Source organism: Litoribacter ruber (assembly GCF_018500185.1).
GTDB lineage: Bacteria > Bacteroidota > Bacteroidia > Cytophagales > Cyclobacteriaceae > Litoribacter > Litoribacter ruber.
In genome coordinates this window covers 28,360-47,136 of sequence record NZ_JAHBGI010000006.1, presented here as the reverse complement: position 1 = coordinate 47,136, position 18,777 = coordinate 28,360, and the positions used below count along the sequence as shown (strand labels likewise).

The window sequence follows — 18,777 nt, the reverse complement described above, 5'->3', positions numbered from 1 at the left end:
TTTTAGAAGTTTGTACCTAACTTTTTCTGAACCAAGTCAATACAATACTCTTTGAAAGCTTCAATTTTAAGGTGCTCTAAAACGTCTCCAGCGAATGCATACAGTAGGAGAGCCTTACCCTGCTTTTTGTCGATACCTCTCGCCTGAAGATAGAAAAGTGCCTCCTCATCCAGCTGACCAGTGGTACATCCATGAGAACATTTCACATCATCGGCCCAGATTTCAAGCTGCGGCTTGGTGTTGATCGTTGCCTCATCGGACAAGAGGATGTTGTTGTTTTGCTGGAAGGCGTTGGTTTTCTGCGCATCTTCACGAACGAAGATTTTGCCATTGAAAACCCCTCTAGATGTGTCGGCAAGAACCCCTTTGTAAAGTTCGTTGGATTCAGAATGAGGTTTTGTGTGGTCTACATTGGTGTGGTTGTCCACGTGGGTTTTTCCACCCAAAAGATAAAGACCGTACATGTTGCCCTCGCAACCCGAATCAAGCAGGTTAAGCGTAACATTGTTTCGGATCATGTCACCTTCCAGGGAAAGTACAAATGAGGTGAAAGTTGAATCCCTGTGAATGTCAGTCAATAGATTGTTGACCTCCAGAGCTTCGTTGTTCTGATTTTGTACTCTATAATAGTGTATGTGTGAATTGGAGGCAGTTTTGATTTCCACGCTTCCGTTTAGCAAGTAGGCCTGCTCATCCTGGCTCACGGTCTGCTCTATGAAGACTGCCTCTGTATTTTCAGCACAATCGATCCATAATTTGGGAGTGATAAGCTGTCCATCATTGGCTTTTACTAAGTTGAGAAGCAAAACCGGCTTGTCGAGCACCTTGTTTTTAGGAACCTGAATAAAAACGCCTTTTTCAAAACTGGCCTTGTTCAAAGCCAAATAGCTGTCATCGTAAAGGTCCTTAATAGAAAAAGGCGCCTCTGAATTGGTTACGTTGGTAACGGCGTAGCCTTCTCCCAAACTGCTAAGCTCAGCCGAAAACTGGCCATTGTTAAACACCACCACATCAGCATCCAGGTCTTTGATCATAGCCTTGGAAACATCCTGTTGGGTAAGCCCCAATGGTTTTGCCTGCTGAAAAGATTGAATCTTGGATTCTATCCTTTTGGTAATGTTGGTGAATTTATATTCTTCGTGTTTCGTGGTTGGGAAACCATTTTCACGAATAACTTGAGCAGCTTCACTATTACCATTCGGATGAACGGTTGCAAGCAGGCTGTCAGTAATATTATCCTTTGTGATTGTAGTCATTGTATAATTGTCTGGTTGGTAAATTTGGATTAGACAGTCGCTTTGTCTGCTTCCTCTTTGATCCAATCATATCCTTTTTCCTCAAGCTCCATAGCCAATTCTTTGGTGCCTGATTTTACGATTTTACCATTGTATAATACATGGACAAAATCCGGAACGATATAATCCAGCAATCTCTGATAATGGGTCACCACAATGGTGGCGTTGTTATCGGACTTCAATTGGTTTACGCCATTTGAAACAATCCGTAAAGCATCAATGTCAAGTCCTGAGTCTGTTTCATCCAAGATGGAGAGGGTAGGCTCAAGCATAGCCATCTGGAAGATTTCGTTTCTCTTTTTCTCTCCTCCGGAAAAACCTTCATTCAAGGATCTGCTCAGCAATTTTTGGTCGATCTCGACCAGCTTCATTTTTTCTTTCATCAAAGAAAGGAACTTCACTGCATCCAAAGGCTCCAAGCCTCTGTACTCCCTCACTTGGTTAACTGCCGTTCTCAGGAAGTTTGTAGAGGATACACCAGGTATTTCTACTGGATATTGGAATGCCAAAAACACACCTTCTCTTGCTCTATCTTCAGGGCTGAGATCAAGCAAATCCTTGCTCTTGAAAGAAACTTCACCTTCAGTCACCTCATATTCCTCTCTACCTGCCAATACGGAGGCGAGCGTAGATTTACCTGAACCGTTTGGTCCCATGATAGCATGGACTTCACCGGCTTTAACTTCAAGATTGATACCTTTAAGGATAGGCGTTCCTTCAACTGATGCGTGTAAGTTTTTTATAGATAGCATAATAGTAATTCAATTTTTAGATTTTATCCGACACTTCCTTCTAGGGTAAGGGCAAGAAGTTTTTGGGCCTCAACGGCAAATTCCATTGGAAGCTGGTTCAGTACTTCTTTAGCGTAACCGTTTACGATTAGGGCTACCGCATCTTCAGTGGCAATCCCTCTCTGGTTACAGTAGAAGAGCTGGTCTTCTCCGATTTTGGAAGTTGTGGCCTCATGCTCCACTTTGGCGGTGGAATTTTGGATATCTATGTAAGGGAAGGTGTGGGCACCACACTTAGACCCCATTAATAAGGAGTCGCACTGGGAGAAGTTACGGGCATTGTGGGCCCTTTTCATTACCTGCACCTGTCCACGGTAGGAATTTTGGGATTTGCCCGCAGAGATGCCTTTGGATACAATTCTGGATTTGGTGTTTTTACCGATGTGGATCATTTTGGTCCCGGTATCGGCCTGCTGATAATTGTTGGTCACAGCCACGGAATAGAACTCCCCGATGGAATTGTCACCTTTTAATATACAGCTTGGGTATTTCCAGGTAACCGCTGAACCGGTTTCCACCTGCGTCCATGAGATCTTGGAATTGTCTCCAAAACAGATCCCTCTTTTGGTTACGAAATTGAAGATACCGCCTTTGCCTTCCTTGTCTCCAGGGAACCAGTTTTGGACGGTAGAATATTTTACCTCGGCATCTTTGGCTGCAAAAATCTCAACTACTGCTGCATGAAGTTGGTTCTCGTCCCTCTGAGGGGCCGTACAACCTTCTAGATAAGAACAGTAAGAACCCTCATCCGCTACGATCAAAGTTCTTTCAAACTGACCGGTGTTGGCGGCGTTGATTCTGAAATAGGTGGAAAGCTCCATTGGGCATCTCACCCCTTTAGGAATATAGCAGAAAGACCCATCGGAGAATACCGCAGAATTCAATGCCGCATAATAATTATCGGTCATCGGTACCACTGAGCCCAAATACTTTTTGACAAGTTCCGGGTGGTTGTGTACAGCCTCACTGAATGAGCAGAAAATGATACCAAGCTTGCCCAAGGTCTCCTTAAAAGTAGTACCTACCGAAACGGAATCCAGCACCGCGTCGACGGCAATGCCTTGAAGCCTTTTTTGCTCATTGAGGGAAATGCCCAGCCTTTCATAAATCTGAAGAAGCTCAGGGTCTACCTCGTCGAGGTTCTTTGGTTTTTTGGACTGCTTTGGGGCAGAATAGTATCTTAATTTTTGAAGATCAATTTTAGGGTAATGAACATTTGCCCACTCGGGCTCGGTCATTTTCTCCCATGCCCTGAAGGCCTTCAATCTCCAATCCAGAAGCCATTGCGGTTCTTCTTTTTTGGCAGAGATCCAGCGGATGATTTCCTCATTCAGACCAATGGGAGCCTCATCGGCCTCATAGTTGACCGACCAGCCATGTTCATATTCTTTTGAAGTAAATTCTTCTAAAATCTGATTGTCTTTGCTCATAAAGTCGAGTTATTTAGACTAATTACATTTTGTAGCGCAAAGATACAACATTAATCCAATTTTTTATGTTCAAAGACGTTTACAATTATTGGGTTTGGGAGTAAAATTTATCTATAAGCTGCTGATTTTTAGGTGTTTTTGATTGGGCCTGTAGCGCTTTTCCAAATTACAAAATCTATAAATATCAATAGCTTTGATTAGAAAAACACTAAATAATTTTTCCTTAGATTTAATCTAAATAGTGTTACTATAAGGCAGTCGCACCATAAGGATTCGCATTATTGACTGTTGTCAAATAGTTGGATAGGCCGGTTGATGCTTTCTTCCAGCACAATAAGGGTTTCGGTCCGGTCGATGCCGTCTACTTTCTGGATCTTGTTCAACACGTCCCTCAGGTGATTGGTGTCCTTGCAGATGATTTTTGCGAAGATGCTGTAATTACCTGTTGTGTAATAAGCGTTGATCACCTCAGGAATAGCCTTGAGCTTGATGATGACATTATCATAAAGGGAGCTTTTCTCCAGGTAAATCCCCAAAAACGCCGAAATGTCATATCCCAGTTTTGAGAAATCTATGTTTAAGGTAGCGCTTTTGACCACACCCATCTCTTCTAGCTTCCTCATGCGCACGTGCACCGTTCCCGAAGAAACAAAAACTTTCTTGGCAATTTCTGTGTAAGGAGTTTTGGCATCCTCATTCAAAAGGGAAATAATTTTTAAATCTACATTGTCAATATCTAAAATTTTGTCCATCTGAAAATGTTTAAATTAAGTTATGTGCAATAAACAGGTATGTAAATTATAAAATTGTTAAAAAATTCCAAAATTTAAATTTAGGAATAGGATTTGATTTTATGGTAGTTAATTTTGCTGGGAAGCTTAGTTGCTGAATATTAATTTTGGAGGGGTATAAAATAATGCAATTAAAGATTGAATTATTGGTTATTTATTCCATAATTTGTAACAGTGATTGAGCATAAAACTTTTGAATCTCTAAAGTTATATTTGGGTTTATATTCGGAAAAAGTCCTGCTGGTAGCAGGACTTTTTTTATGCCCCTAGAAAGTTTGGAATGATTTTTTCTACACGTTTATTGATTTTAAATGCAAATATTTGTTTTTGAAATTAATTTTTGTGAATTTTGAATTATCAACTTTCTAGGTATGAGAACATTTATTTTTACACTGCTTTGCTTTTCAGCGGTTTCGGTAAGTTTCGCTCAAGGAACACTTTTCAGTGCCTACGCACTTTCGGCGGATTTACTAATTCCCAAAACCACTGTAAATGATTATGAAAAGGATGATTTCCTAAGCTATTCCTACTACGAATCTGGCGAACTGAAAGCCATCAAGCCAATTGTGGACGGAAAATTTGAAGGAGAATTGCTGTCTTTTTATCCTGATGGAACTTTGAGAAGAAGAGAGTTTTTCGAAAATGGAAAATCCATGGGTGGGGTTTGCTTCGATATGGATGGAAAAATCCTTCCCTATGAGCCTTTCATGAAGTTTGCCGAATTAAAAGGCAAGGAAGATGCCGCCGATTTTGTGGACGGATACACCTCTTTCATCTTCAGAACCAAAAAGAGCGCTCTGCTTGATGAAGTGAAGGTTATCCTTAACATCAACCAACATGGTAAATTGGTAGGGTACAAATTTGAAGGGCATGCAGATAAGGGAACCCAGGAAAGAGTTGATTATGTGCTGAGACAAATGCCTGATTGGCATCCAGCAATCGAGGAAGGGGTATATGTACCTATGGACTTCGAATTGACAATAAGAAAATAATTAAGTGTTTTGTGATGATAAAGTTTAAGGCTTGACCGTTTGGTCAAGCTTTTTTTTGCTTTTTATTAAAACCCGGGATTGGGAATTACTTAAATTTTAAGCCTACTGTTATATCCCTCAAATTGGGCTTGCCAGCTTGATCCTTAAATATTTAAACGGATATCATAGCCTATATCTAATTATTGCTCCATTGATCACAATCCTCTGTAGTTTTGACGTTAATTCAAGTAAATTCCGCTTAAAAATAAATCAACCAGTATGCTTAATAAGAAGTTACTTGCCGCAGGACTGCTGATGACAATGTCATTTGGCCTTTCTGCCCAAGAAAAAAGGCCCCTGACCCATGATGATTATGATGCCTGGGAATCGGTCTCCTCTGAGAAGGTTTCCAAAAACGGAAAATGGGTCGCCTATGAAATCAGCCCCCAAGACGGAGACGGCAGGATTGAAGTAGCCGCCCATCAAAATCCTGCCGAAAAACATGCTATTCAAAGAGGGAAAAACTTTGTCTTCTCCAACAATGGAGACTTCCTCATGGGCTTGATCAAGCCCCAAAAGGACTCGCTTCGGGTATTAAAGCTGAAAAATACGGCCAAGGACAAAATGCCGAAGGATTCACTTTTCATCCTTTCTCTAGGCAATGGCGAAGTGGAAAAAATGGCCAAAATTAAGTCCTTTAAAACCCCAAAGGATAACGGTAACTGGCTGGCGGTCCATTTTGAAAAAGAAACCAAAAAGCAGGATAAATCCGATACCACTGAGGTAAAGGACAAGCCTAAAAAAACCGAGGGCACCAACCTTCTTGTGAGAAGTTTTGACGGGGAAAAAAAGTGGACCTTGGATAGGGTGAAGGATTACGGTTTTTCGGATGAGGGCAATTACCTGTATTTTACCAAAGCCACCGAGGATACACTGAAAAATGAAGGTGCCTACATCCTAAACCTGCGCAATGGGGAGACCACCCAAGTGGATGAAGGAAAGGTAAATTATGCGGGCATGGTCATCGATGGACCCGAGAAAAACTTTGCCTTCATGGCTACCGAGGACTCGCTAAAAGCCAAAAAGCCATATTACGATCTATATCTTTATGATATAGCAAAAAAGGACCTGAAAAAAGTAGCCGGAAAAGGCACTCAGGGGATTCTTGAAGATGGTATGGTAAGCAAAAACGGCGACTTGGTATTTTCCAAAGATGGAAGCCGGTTGTATTTTGGTACGGCTCCAGATTATGTCACGTACGAGTATGAAGAAGACACTACGATCTTAAAAGAGGAACGCGTTTCCCTGGATATTTGGGGCTGGCAGGATGATGAGATTCAGCCTATGCAACTCAAGCAAAAAGATAGGAAAAACAAAAAAACATATTTGGCCACTTACCACATGAAATCGGGTAAAGTGACCCAGGTGGCAGATATGAAAGTTGAAAACATCAATAGGGACAAGTATGAGCGGCACAAGTTAGCCCTTGGGTCGGATGATAAGCCTTATCGCCGCAATTACAGCTGGGATATCCAGATCGGAAGGGATGTGTATGTGGTGGACCTGGAGACAGGGGAGAAAACCTTGGTGGAGAAAAACCTAAAAGGCTATCCGTCGCTTTCACCGGAAGCAAAGTTTGTGTATTGGTACAGCACGCCTGATAGCACCTGGATGGCCTATGACATCAAGACCAAGCAGAAAAGAAACCTTTTGGCCGAAATTGATGATATCAATTTTTACGATGAGATTCACGACAGCCCTTCCATGCCGTCAAGCTACGGAAACGGTGGATGGTTGAAAAACGATGAGGCATTCCTGGTTTACGATAAATATGATATCTGGAAGGTTGATCCTACAGGGAAGAAAGAACCAGTAAACATCACCAAAGGGGAAGGCCGTCAAAACAAAGTGAAATACAGAATCCAGACCTTGCATGAGGATGAGGAGGAATATGGTATTGATTCCAAATCACCATTAGTGTTGACAGCATTCCATGAATTTAGCAAGAAAAACGGTTTCTATAAAGGTGACCTGCAGGGCAAAAACTCCCCTGAGGAGTTGCTATTTACCGATCATCGCTATTACGGTTTGAAGAAAGCTGAGAAAAGCGATGAGGTGATTGTTAGGAGATCAACTTACCATGAATACCCAGACCTGTATGCCACAAGTCTAGACTTTGCAAACCTGAACCAAATCTCCGAGACTAACAGCCAGCAGGCCGATGTTAACTGGGGTTCTGTAGAATTGGTGGATTACCGCGCCAATGACGGTACGCCCATGCAGGGGTTGCTATTCAAGCCTGAGAATTTCAGAGAGGACGGCAACTATCCTATGATGGTGTATTTCTATGAAAGAAATTCTGATGGTCTACATAATTACAGACCACCTGCACCAAGTGCTTCTACCATCAATATTCCATTTTTTGTGAGTAATGATTACGTGGTTTTTGTGCCGGATATCAAGTACGATCTGGGGCTTCCGGGGCCAAGTGCTTTTAATAGCATCATGCCAGGTGTTCAAAAAGTGGCTGACATGGGTTTTGTAGATAAAGAAAACATGGCTATCCAAGGTCAAAGCTGGGGTGGATACCAAGTGGCTTATCTGATCACACAAACAGACATGTTCAAGGCTGCCGGAGCGGGGGCTCCCGTGGTAAACATGACTTCGGCTTATGGCGGTATCCGTTGGGGTACGGGTATGAGCCGTATGTTCCAGTATGAGCAGACCCAATCCAGAATTGGCGGTACGCTATGGGAGAAGCCGTTGTACTACATTGAGAATTCACCATTGTTTTACAGCGACCGCGTAAACACGCCTGTTTTGATCATGCACAATGATGCCGACGGCGCGGTGCCGTGGTACCAGGGCATTGAGATGTTTATGGCTCTCAAAAGGCTAAACAGCCCAGCCTGGCTTTTGGTATACAATGATGAAGATCACAACTTGGTGCAGCGTAAAAATAGAAAAGACCTTTCAATCAGGCTGTCCCAGTTCTTTGATCACTATCTCAAGGATGCCCCGGCTCCCCTTTGGATGACGGAAGGGCTTCCAGCCACTGAAAAAGGCAGGACATTGAAGTATGAGCTTTCAGAATAACAAATGATAAAAAAAATCCCCATCAGATCTGATGGGGATTTTTTATTCCCAAATGCCCTTGGGAACAATTTCGAGCACATGTCCAAAAGGGTCCTCAAAATAAAAACTTTCCAAGTCACCTTTCCATTTTTGGAAGTGGGTAATCCATATTCCCTTTTCCTTTACCCTTTCCAGCGTTTTTTCATAATCCTTTTGTGATACTTCAAATGCCAAATGCTGCTTGCCACTGGCATAATGGAGAGGAAGGTTTTTCTCTTCCTTGGTAGCCTCAGGGTTAAAGCAGAGCAATACCGAGCTGCCGCATCGGAAAAAGATATGGCGCCCTTCTACTTTTGATATTAAAGGCATTCCCAGTTTTTCATGATAAAATTCATGCGCTTTGTCTAGGTCATCCACATACAGGCAACTTTCCTTTATTTGGGTAAAATTCATGGTTGAGTTTTTGGTTAATGTCCAGTTAACCAATTTCGCTTACTCCTCGCTCAATTCCAAAGCCTGCGCCTCAAAATGGCTTGCTATTTTTTCCAAAGAAAGGTTTTTGTCTATTGCTAAAATAGAACCTCCCACAGTAAAGATTTTTTCCTTTATCCCTTCAATCAATTTGCTGTCAAAATTGCCGAGAACATAGTCCTTGCCCTCAAAAGTATATTTTTGATGATAAGGGAAGTTTTCTTCCAAAAGCTGAGAATCTGCAGTGATTACAAATTGGTGTTCGGAAGAGGCTGGAGCTGCGTATTGTTTCTTTAGGCCATTTTCAACCAATGTATATTTGAATCCAGAACTGCTTTTGGCCAAGTCGGAATATACTGCGGAACCCGTGGCCAGACCTCCAGCACCTTTACCCTGAAAGTTTTGCAATCCTATGTTTTTAGACAATATGCTGATCGCATTATACTCATTTTCAACTTGGCTCAAAGGGTGATTTGGCCCTACCAAGGTTGGAAAAATTGAGGCAGACACATCTCCGTCTTTTACTGAGCTTTGGGCTATAAGCTTAATTTTTCCGCCTACTTTCTTAGCAAGTGAAAAGTCCTCAGCCTGGAGGTGGTCTATGCCAATGCAAGGGATTGACTTTTCATCAAGGTGGACTCCGTAGGAGTGGGCCGCCAAAATACAGAGCTTGCTGGCCACGTCACTTCCATTGATATCGAAGGAGGGGTCTGCTTCGGCATATCCATTATCTTGAGCCTGTTTTAAGGCCTCTTCAAAGTTTTGGTTTTCCTGCTGGATTTTGCTGAGGATATAATTGGAAGAGCCATTGAGAATCCCTTGGATTTCCTCAATTTGATCCCCTTGATATTGGGTGCTGATATTGGAGAGTACCGGGATGCTTGCGGCAACGGCTGCTTCGTATAAAAATTTACCTCCATGGGCTCTTTCAAGTTCCAATAGTTCTGGAAGGTGCTTGGCCACCAGTTTTTTATTCGCAGATATTACAGTCTTGCCCGACTCCAATAGCTTTTTGGCAATAAAATAGGCTGTCTCCGTCTCACTGATTAGCTCAACCCCGATTTCAGAATCCGCCAACAGGGCTTCAAGGTCATACTGAAAACTGATTCCTTTTGGCCGCTCCTTTTCTTTGCTTTTAACTGCAATGTGCTGGGGCTTGAGATTTTTTCCATCCTTATTGGCGATTTCATAATACCCTTGGCCTACTACGCCAAACCCTATAAGTCCTATTTTATTTCCCATTTTCTGTATATAGATAAAAAGATTTTAAGATGTAATGAAGTTGTTCGTACTCGATCAGAAAGGCATCGTGCCCATATGAAGAGCTGATTTCGGAATACTTACCGTCCAGGCAGTTTTCGGAAATGTATTGGCTTTCTTCCTTGCGGAATAGTTGATCGGTGTCGATACCTACTGTGAGCATTTTTGCTTTGATTCCCTGCAGAGCCCGCTCGGTGCCGCCACGGCCCCGTCCAAGGTCATGGCTATCCATGGCCTTGGTCAGAACCCAGTAGGACAAAGCATGGAACCTGTCCGCCAATTTTTTCCCCTGATACTGGAGGTAGCTGCTGACTTTGTAATTGTCCAGTTTCTCTTCCATATCATCCTGGCTTTGCTGAAAGGTATCCGGGTGCCTATAGGTAAGCATGCCAATGGCCCTGGCGGCTCTTAAGCCTGACTTGCCTGCTTCTGCAATCTCCTCTCCCCAAGTGCAGTCTGCTTGGATCGCCATTCTCTGCGCCTCATTAAATCCGCGGATCCATGGGGTTGACTTGGCGTTTGCGGCAATGATGATGCTGTAATCCAGCCTTGACCCGAGCTGATAAGTCCATTCCAAAGCCACCTGCCCACCAAGTGAACCACCAACCAAGGTATGGATATGCTCTACCCCCAGATGCTCCCTCAATTTCTCCAAGGCCCCTGCCATATCACGTGTAGTGAGTTGGGGAAATTGATAGAAATAGGGCTTCCCTGTTTCAGGATTGCTGCTCAATGGGTTGGTCGAGCCATAGCATGAACCCAATAAGTTGGTACAGATAATTTTATATTGCTTGGGATCGTAGAATTTGTCTTCACCCACCAAGCCAGACCACCACTCGTGCACATCGGCATTTCCGGTGAGGGCATGGTTGATCCAGATGACGTGGCTGTCAAGTGCTTCTGGGTTGCCATAAATGGTGTAGGCAATTTGGAATCCGGCCAGATCCTCACCGGATTCCAAAAGATACCTGTCTTCGTAATGAAATACTCTTGACTTGTCTTCAATCTCAAGCAAAGGAGAGTTTAGATTCATGTTCTTGCGTGGTTTTTTCTAATGCGTTTGATAGATCCGCCTTGATGTCGTCGATATGTTCAAGCCCAACTGATATTCTCAAAAGGGTAGGGGTGACGCCGGCCTTGAGCTGTTCCTCATCGCTAAGCTGCTGGTGGGTGGTGACAGCGGGCTGAATGATCAGGGTTTTTGCATCTCCCACATTTGCAAGATGGGAAATCAGCTCCAGGTTATTGATCAATGAGGTGGCTTCCTCTTTTTCTCCCTTTAGTTCAAAACTCAATACTCCTCCATATCCGTTTTTCAAATACTTCTTAGCCAAGTTGTGGTAAGGAGAGCTTTCGAGGCCGGGGTAATTTACCTTCTTCACTTTTGGGTGGTCAGCAAGCCACTTGGCTAATACCAAGGCATTGTCCACTGTCCTTTGAACTCTAAGTGACAGGGTTTCTAATCCCTGAAGTAAAAGGAAGGAATTGAAGGGGCTTTGGGCAGGGCCAAAGTCCCGGAGGCCTTCCACCCGGGCACGAATGGCAAAGGCTATATTCGGCAAACCTAGCTGGTTTCCTTCACCGAAGGCCTCCCAGAAATTAAGTCCATGGTAACCTTCTGATGGTTCTGAAAACTGTGGAAATTTCCCGTTGCCCCAATTGAAGTTGCCTGCATCTACGATTACACCTCCGATGGAAGTCCCATGTCCGCCAATCCACTTGGTAGCCGAGCTGGTCACTACACTGGCCCCATGGGCAATGGGCTGAAATAGGTAGCCCCCGGCCCCAAATGTGTTGTCCACTATTAAGGGGATGTCGTGTTTTTTGGCCACCGCCGCCACTGCCTCAAAGTCCGGAATGTTGAACTCGGGGTTTCCTATGGTCTCCAGATAAAGTGCCTTAGTATTTTCATCTATGAGCTTTTCAAAAGCAGCTGGGCTGTCATTTTCGGCAAACTTTGCCTGTATTCCAAGCCTTTTGAAGGCCACTTTGAACTGGTTGTAGCTTCCGCCATAGAGGAATGGCGTGGTGACAAAATTGTCCCCGGCTTGTAAGATGTTGTTTAAAGCTAAAAACTGGGCAGCCTGACCTGAGGCGGTAGCCACGGCAGCCACACCGCCCTCGAGAGCTGCAATGCGTTTTTCGAAAACATCCGTGGTCGGATTCATGATCCGGGTATAAATGTTGCCGAATTCTTTTAGGCCAAAAAGGTTGGCCCCATGTTCAGCGCTGTTAAATACATAGGAAGTGGTTTGATAGATAGGAACGGCCCTGGAATTGGTACTCGGATCGGGTTCCTGGCCTGCATGCAGCTGTAAGGTGTCGAAATGATAGTTCTTGGACATGGCGAAATTTTTTAAATTATGGAAAATAGGATTTTAGTGGGGCTCCGTAGAGGGAGCCAATGGAAACAAGCGCAACCTGGGAAGGTTACGGATTAAGAAATACAATAGCAGCAAACTCTCCTAGGGTTAGGGAAGTTAAAGAAACTGTAAAGATTGTTGGATAAGGAAATTCTTGCGTATATCATCGGTTAAGAATTTATATTTCCCAATGAGGATATTCTCAGAGGGCAGGAATTGGCACCTTGGATTTTCCAGGTTGCCAGAGGGTCATAGAGCCTGTCTCTCACCTCTTCTGTATAAATCCCAACACTCAAAAAGCGATAGGATAGAACAAAGTAAAGCTATCGATGTTGAAAATGCAAAGCATAACTTCTTTTTTTATCAAAAATTCAACAGAAACCACCTTGAAACACTTTATTGCCATATTTATTAGCCTTTTGTCTTTTACGACCCATGCCCAAACGGTCCAAAAACTCAATGCCGAAATTAAATATGGATTTATTATCCCCCATGCTGAGGACCTCCGCCCCGTGTCAAGTACAAATCCCATTGGACTACAGCTCACCTATTCCCAAATGGGCCTGAGTCAAGAGGCTTACGAGGTCTGCAACTGCTTTTTTGATTGGGGAGTCCAGTTAAATTTTCATGATTTCAACAATCGCGATATTTTGGGGCAGGCTATTTCTGTTTCTACTTTCTTTGAACCGATATTGGCCCGATGGGACAAAATGAATTTCTCTATAAGGGGAGGGATAGGCACGAGTTACCTCACAAGGGTTTACGATGAACAGGACAATCCCGAAAACCAGTTCTTCAGCGCCCCGTTGAGCTTTTTGATATATCTCCAACCCCGTTTGAATTTTCAGATTTCAGAAAGCTGGGATGGCAACTTGTCCCTTTTTTACAACCATATCTCCAATGGGGGTCAAAGCCAACCCAATAGAGGCATGAATTATCCCATGTTAGGGGGTGGGGCAACCTATTATTTTGACAGGCAGCCATTTCCTGATTATTCTCCTAAAAGGGTTAAAGGTGGGGTAAGGTATTATGCGGAAGTGTTTTCCACCCAACGAAAAAGCGAAATGCGTGAGGGTAGGGATTGGGTTCTTGGCTTTGGTGCAGGGGCATACCACCCCGTTAGTGGGATCAATGCTTTAGGCTTGGGTGGGGAGTTGGCCCATGACCAATCCTTGAATCAGGCAGAAGAGGTAGGGGAAGGCTTTATTGCCGCCCCCTTTATTTCCCACCATTTCTTGTTTGGGCGCTTTGAATTTGCCCAAAGGTTTGCCTATTATGCTAGCAAGCCCGACAATTATACGAGCAATAATTTCTATCAAAGGTATATCCTTCAATACCGCGTCTGGGAAGGGCTACACCTTGGAGCATCTTTAAAAAGCCATGCCCATGTGGCCGAAAACATAGATGTCCGGGTTCAGTGGAAATTTTGATCCATACCTATCCTTACCTTTACATAATCCCAGCAAAAAGATGGTTTCAAAAAGTTGAGCCCATTGGCAACTTTGATAGCAGTGGGATGGGATAGCTTTTCCTTGATTCTATAGATGAGGTAATCCAGATAACGGGTATAAGTCAGGTAGATGAAGCCATATTTCAATCCTTTCATGAGCAAATTCTCCTTCTGGAATTTATAAAGGGATTTGTAATAGGGGTTGTAGCCTGATTTGGAAATATTTTGGGTGTGAAGCCGGTAGCCCGCGGTCACACATTCGAGAAACTTGATTTCCCACTTTTCCTTGATAATTCTAAACCACATGGGATAATCATCTATAAATGGATACCTTTCATCATACCCATCCAGTGTCTCCACCACATCGCGGCGGATAAGGGTGGCCATGGCTGGAATTGGGTTGTCAAGCAGGAGCGACCTTTCATAGGGCTTAGCTAGGGCTGCGCCGAAAGCAGGGCCATCCATTTTTTGTAACTTATAAAATGCCCTTGCACGGCTATAAATCAACCCGACGTTGGCATCAATCTCACAGTTCAGCAAGTTGGAAATGGAGTCGGGAAATAAAAGGTCGTCACCAGGCAAAACCTTGACCCAATCTCCGCTGATATATTTTAAGGCACGGTTAATATTGGGAGTAATGCCACTATTGACTGGGCTGGTGACCAATTCGCAATGGACAAAGCTAGCCGCATTTTCTTTGATCCAGTCTTCAATCAAGGCTACTGTATCATCTTTTGAATGGTCGTCGGTGACGATCAGTTCAATATTACCGTAATTTTGATTTTTAACACTGTCAAGGGTATCAATTATGAACATGCTAGAATTATAGGTCACCACGATTATCGATACTAGGGGGGACCGTTCAATTTCTTTTGCGCTATTATCCATCATGTCTAAAAGGTTTTTTCTTCCTGCAAAAGTGTTTCCTGCCACGCCTTATAGGCCAATGACCCATTTATTTCCACATCATCAAAAGTGACCACCTGACCAGGTTCCACCGTTCGGGTAAAATGAACCTTGCTCATCAATCCAATGGGTACATGGCTGGGTTCCTCAGCTATTTCCATGGCTTCACCCCTTACTTCCATGCTGCCAATTCCCTTCTCCATTAGTGTCCCCGCTGCTATGCGCTTTTTGGCTACGGTAGCCACGGATACAGTAGGAAACCTGCCATTATCAATCAATACCTTGTCGGTATGATAAAACTTCAGAATCGTCTTGGGAATTTCAAAATAGCAAAGATGGGTATGCTTGTAAAGCAGGTAATGGGGGCCGTCACCCATTTTGTAAGTCTTTAAGCCCGCAGCCAAATCATTATGATGGGTACCCACCAAAAATACACCCGGAGGCGCAGTGGGAGAAATGATGTAGTCACTTAGCACCTTATTCTGGGCCGAAGCGATAGTGGCTAGATGGAAAGCCCCTGCTTCCAAATTGTCGGTCTTTTCTCCGATCAAGCCTCTTTGCGCAATGTTGGCCCCAAAGGCATTGGCTACCAAGGCCTGCTCAATCTGCAGTTTGGTCCCATCAGTGAAAGAGGTTACCGAATTGACCGTGAAGCCCTGCTTTTTGGCCCAGAAAGTCATGTCGTCAAAGCCGGGGTTATGGTTGAGAAAACCTTTGATGTTGCCATATACCAAGGGGGTAAAGCCCATCTGCAAAGCTTCCTCCCGCAGGGCGGCAAGACATCCCGGTTGATCACCCTCCGCCTCGGTGATCTGGCCCCGGCTGGATAGCCAAGTCCCTGAAAGGACCTGCGTGTCGGCATCCATGGTTACAACCTTGACCCCATACTGGAAAGCCAGGTCGATAATGGCTGTGGAGTAAATGGGGTCTCCGGTGCTGACCACCAAAATATCCGAATGTTCAAGTACCTGTTGTATGGATTGGGTGATCAGCTCTTGGGATACCCCCAGATCAGGGATAATTCCCTTTCGGCGGGTGAGGATATAGCTCACCTCCATGTCCTTTCTCTTGCTGATCAGCCTGGCCAAACCTCTGGCAATGGTGCCAGTGCCCACGATCCCTACCCGGATCTTAAAAAGTTCTCTTCTCATGATAAAAAATTATATGTTAATAATAAAAGTGAAACTAAAATACGGGAAGTTTGGGTAAAATGCAAAAAATACCATTTAAAAAATCATTAATTTGTGTTGAAATGCTTTTTTATAAAAAAAAGCCGCTCCATTTAAATGAAGCGACTTAGTGTTTTATTTTTTATATGTATCCAGCAATATTACCCCTACATCTTTGAAACTGCCGGAGTTTTGGTCTGTTGCTAGGATAAAGCCTTTTTCGGTCTTCGGTCCCATCACGGTGGGCAGGCTTCTGTCCTTTCAATCAAAGGAAAAAAGGCCAGCTGCATTGGCTGCAGGCAGTCGTTATTGCGGAAAACCAAATTATTTTTTCTCCTCTTTTGTAGTGATCAAGACCGCCCCGTGTTTAGCAGCAGAACCGTAAAGGGAGGTCGTCCTGGCTGGATCTTTCAGCACTTCGAATTTTTCAAAATTATTTGGGTCCAACTCTTTCAATTTTTCGTATTCGGTTACCCTACCATCTACAATAAATAAAGGTTGCTTTTCTCTTTTTTCGTCTAATTTCAGATTAACCTTATCTGATTGTAAATCCGTATAATTGACAGACCTTATTCCTTTTCTGGAAAGTACTTTTTCCACGTCTTTTAAACTACCCATGTTCACATTGTCATTTGCAGAGATGTTTGCAGTGACTTTAGTGAATTTTTCCAGTTGATTCAAATAGTTTTCAAGGTAGGCCTCAAACTTGATCAGGTCAAAAGTCTGACCGTTGAACTGGACCTCATCCTTGGATTTAATGTTTATATTGATCTGTTTTTTACTTGGCTCGGGGCCATAACCGGTTACTACAATTTCAGGGGTTGTGTGGCCAGGGCGGGAGTCAATGATTTTTTCCTCTTTTTTATCACTTCCAGCCATTTTGAACCTAATAGGCAACCTCATCCTTACGGCAACCTCTTCACCTCTTTGTTTTCCAGGAATCCAATCCTCGGCATTTTCTATCAGCCTCAAGGCCTCCTCATCGGCACCGCCACCAATGCCCCTTAGAACATCAGGATTTTCCAGTTTTCCGTCTTTGGATACTGTGAAAACCACATAAACAGTTCCCTCAATATTGTTCTCTCTGGCTCTTTGTGGGTAGGTGATATTTCTGGATAGGTACTTGTTCCAAGCTTCCATTCCCCCAGCAGGCATAGGCGGATTTTCTACCACATCGTAAACCTCACTTTCGCCAATTACTGGTCTGACCGTCCTTGGACTTTCAGTTTTGGGGCGGGGTGCTTTTGGAAAGAAATCATGGCTTGCAGTACGGTCTCCTTGGCTGGTAAGCAAGTGTCGGATCGTATGCACAGTGGGTACAGGCTTGCCGTCTTTCTTGGCAGGTTCCCACTTAGGAGCATCAGGACCAGATAGAATAGCAATTACTCTTTCATCCAAACCACCGCCAAAGCTTCTTTTGACTACGGGATTGGTAATGTTGCCACTCTCATCCACCACAAATTCAATTTCCAGTTCTCTTTGCAGATTCAGCATCCTTTCCTTTTCAGGCATGGAAATGGCGTTTTTCAGGAATTGATTCCAGGTTTCTTTTCCATCCTTTGGCCTGGCTTCTTGATCCACGTTCTTCTCATACATTTTGCCATACTTCTTGGTAGTGATGGATTGTATGCTAAGGTTATCAATCATGCCCAACACCTTGATATACTCCTGGTCATCTTGGATATTGGTAAAGGTGTATTGAAGCTCCCCGATCTGGGCGGTAAGGGTACCGTCTTTTAAGGGGCTGATCAGCTCGTAATGTTTGGGCTGCTTGATTTTGACCACCTTGATGCCCACCTCTAAGGTGTCTTTTGCATTTATCAGCTTGTTTTCCAGTTCGGAAAGGCCGCTTCTGTTGATACTTTCGGTAAGGAAGGATGGTTGATAGGTTTTCATGGACACCAGCCCGAGCAACATAGCTGTCAAGGGAAGTACCATCACCATTTTATACCAATTGATTTTAGGCGACTTTTTCATCATTAATATTCTTTTTAAGGTTGTAGATCTAATGAAATAGTTGCCGATAGGAAGATCTAAGCCTTTAAAAGCTATTCTAATGATTAATTTCTTGTAATTCTCTTTATTGGGAACCTTGGCGAGCACCTTTTCATCGGCCAGGAATTCATGGGTATCGATGAGCGCTGTGCGCATGAGGTGTATGGCCGGGTTAAACCAAAACAATAAACTCAATATTTGATAATAAATCACATCATAGGTATGACCCTGTCGGATGTGTTCAATTTCGTGGTTGATGATCTGCGCTTTTTCAGATTCATTCAATTTCTCTGTGTCATCCCAAAAGAGACGGTTGAAATAAGAAAAAATGGGGGCCAGGCCAAAGGTGGGGATCTTAAGGTACTTGTCCGTGATGTGGTAGGAGGACTCATACCAGCCTTTCCTGAAAAGGGCCTGAAGTTGATAAAATTGGGCTATCAGCCGGGCGGCCAATAATAGGGTGATAATTAAATAAGCAATGAAAAGATAATCGGTAATCTCCCAGAGTACGGGCAGCCGCGAACTGCTTACCGTGACCTCGGGGAGGCCAAATGAGCCAGCAATTTCTTCAGGTGCTTGCTGTGAAGCGAGCACCTGATAGAAATTTGTGTTTTCCAGAGAAATGCTGGGTTTGTTAAAGTCTACCGGGATCTCAATTATGGGAAAAAGCAGGGCTAGGAGGGGGGTAATTAAGATGTAAATCCTAGCTAGTGTAAAGGCTTTCTCATTTTTGATAAAGCACCAGTATATTCCGTAAAAAAAGAACAGACAAAAGGTGCTCTGCCAAATATAATTGATAGCCCCGGCCAT

14 protein-coding genes and 1 riboswitch are annotated in these 18,777 nt (G+C 43.6%); of the genes, 3 read left to right on the top strand and 11 right to left on the bottom strand.

Going from position 1 to position 18,777, the window contains the following annotated elements; genetic code table 11:
- Positions 1–2 precede the first annotated feature (2 nt).
- The 4 genes from sufD to KIH41_RS10265 all read right to left on the bottom strand — a co-directional run bounded on the left by sufD (position 3) and on the right by KIH41_RS10265 (position 4,268).
- A complete protein-coding gene (gene sufD, locus KIH41_RS10280) occupies positions 3–1,256 on the bottom strand; it encodes a Fe-S cluster assembly protein SufD (RefSeq protein WP_214162347.1) in 1,254 nt (417 codons plus the stop codon).
- 29 nt (positions 1,257–1,285) lie between these two features.
- A complete protein-coding gene (gene sufC / locus KIH41_RS10275; RefSeq protein ID WP_213946035.1) occupies positions 1,286–2,047 on the bottom strand; it encodes a Fe-S cluster assembly ATPase SufC in 762 nt (253 codons plus the stop codon).
- A 23-nt stretch (positions 2,048–2,070) separates the two neighbouring features.
- Complete coding sequence (gene sufB, locus KIH41_RS10270) at positions 2,071–3,516, bottom strand: Fe-S cluster assembly protein SufB (RefSeq protein WP_213946034.1); 1,446 nt, start codon at positions 3,514–3,516, stop codon at positions 2,071–2,073.
- A gap of 278 nt (positions 3,517–3,794) precedes the next feature.
- A complete protein-coding gene (locus tag KIH41_RS10265) occupies positions 3,795–4,268 on the bottom strand; it encodes an Lrp/AsnC ligand binding domain-containing protein (RefSeq protein ID WP_213946033.1) in 474 nt (157 codons plus the stop codon).
- 410 nt (positions 4,269–4,678) lie between these two features.
- Here KIH41_RS10265 and KIH41_RS10260 point away from each other — a divergent pair, with 410 nt between their 5' ends.
- Complete coding sequence (locus KIH41_RS10260; RefSeq protein ID WP_214162346.1) at positions 4,679–5,299, top strand: toxin-antitoxin system YwqK family antitoxin; 621 nt, start codon at positions 4,679–4,681, stop codon at positions 5,297–5,299.
- A gap of 258 nt (positions 5,300–5,557) precedes the next feature.
- The gene (locus KIH41_RS10255) at positions 5,558–8,374 is read left to right on the top strand and encodes a S9 family peptidase (RefSeq protein ID WP_214162345.1); all 2,817 of its coding nucleotides are present in this window, start codon (positions 5,558–5,560) and stop codon (positions 8,372–8,374) included.
- A 42-nt stretch (positions 8,375–8,416) separates the two neighbouring features.
- Here KIH41_RS10255 and KIH41_RS10250 read toward each other — a convergent pair whose 3' ends face one another.
- The 4 genes from KIH41_RS10250 to KIH41_RS10235 are packed head-to-tail and all read right to left on the bottom strand — an operon-like array spanning position 8,417 to position 12,429.
- The gene (locus tag KIH41_RS10250; protein ID WP_214162344.1) at positions 8,417–8,806 is read right to left on the bottom strand and encodes a VOC family protein; all 390 of its coding nucleotides are present in this window, start codon (positions 8,804–8,806) and stop codon (positions 8,417–8,419) included.
- Positions 8,807–8,845: 39 nt separating this feature from the next.
- A complete protein-coding gene (locus tag KIH41_RS10245) occupies positions 8,846–10,066 on the bottom strand; it encodes a homoserine dehydrogenase (RefSeq protein ID WP_214162343.1) in 1,221 nt (406 codons plus the stop codon).
- Positions 10,056–11,117, bottom strand: a complete 1,062-nt coding sequence (locus KIH41_RS10240; RefSeq protein ID WP_213946028.1) for a homoserine O-acetyltransferase family protein — start codon at positions 11,115–11,117, stop codon at positions 10,056–10,058. The genes KIH41_RS10245 and KIH41_RS10240 overlap by 11 nt, the downstream gene beginning before the upstream one ends.
- Complete coding sequence (locus KIH41_RS10235; RefSeq protein WP_213946027.1) at positions 11,092–12,429, bottom strand: O-acetylhomoserine aminocarboxypropyltransferase/cysteine synthase family protein; 1,338 nt, start codon at positions 12,427–12,429, stop codon at positions 11,092–11,094. The genes KIH41_RS10240 and KIH41_RS10235 overlap by 26 nt, the downstream gene beginning before the upstream one ends.
- A gap of 193 nt (positions 12,430–12,622) precedes the next feature.
- A riboswitch (SAM riboswitch) is annotated at positions 12,623–12,732 on the bottom strand.
- 101 nt (positions 12,733–12,833) lie between these two features.
- Between KIH41_RS10235 and KIH41_RS10230 the strand changes: the two genes are divergently transcribed.
- Positions 12,834–13,877: an acyloxyacyl hydrolase gene (locus tag KIH41_RS10230; RefSeq protein WP_213946026.1), complete on the top strand. Its 1,044-nt coding sequence runs from the start codon at positions 12,834–12,836 to the stop codon at positions 13,875–13,877.
- Here the strand turns inward: KIH41_RS10230 and KIH41_RS10225 are convergent.
- The 3 genes from KIH41_RS10225 to KIH41_RS10215 form a co-directional block, all read right to left on the bottom strand.
- Positions 13,862–14,788, bottom strand: coding sequence for a glycosyltransferase (locus KIH41_RS10225; protein ID WP_213946025.1), 927 nt, complete (start codon positions 14,786–14,788; stop codon positions 13,862–13,864). The two genes, KIH41_RS10230 and KIH41_RS10225, sit on opposite strands and share 16 nt — an antisense overlap.
- 2 nt (positions 14,789–14,790) lie before the next feature.
- A complete protein-coding gene (locus tag KIH41_RS10220) occupies positions 14,791–15,954 on the bottom strand; it encodes an NAD(P)-dependent oxidoreductase (protein ID WP_214162342.1) in 1,164 nt (387 codons plus the stop codon).
- Positions 15,955–16,296: 342 nt separating this feature from the next.
- Entirely contained in the window at positions 16,297–18,777 is a 2,481-nt protein-coding gene (locus KIH41_RS10215) for a TonB family protein (RefSeq protein WP_214162341.1), read from the bottom strand.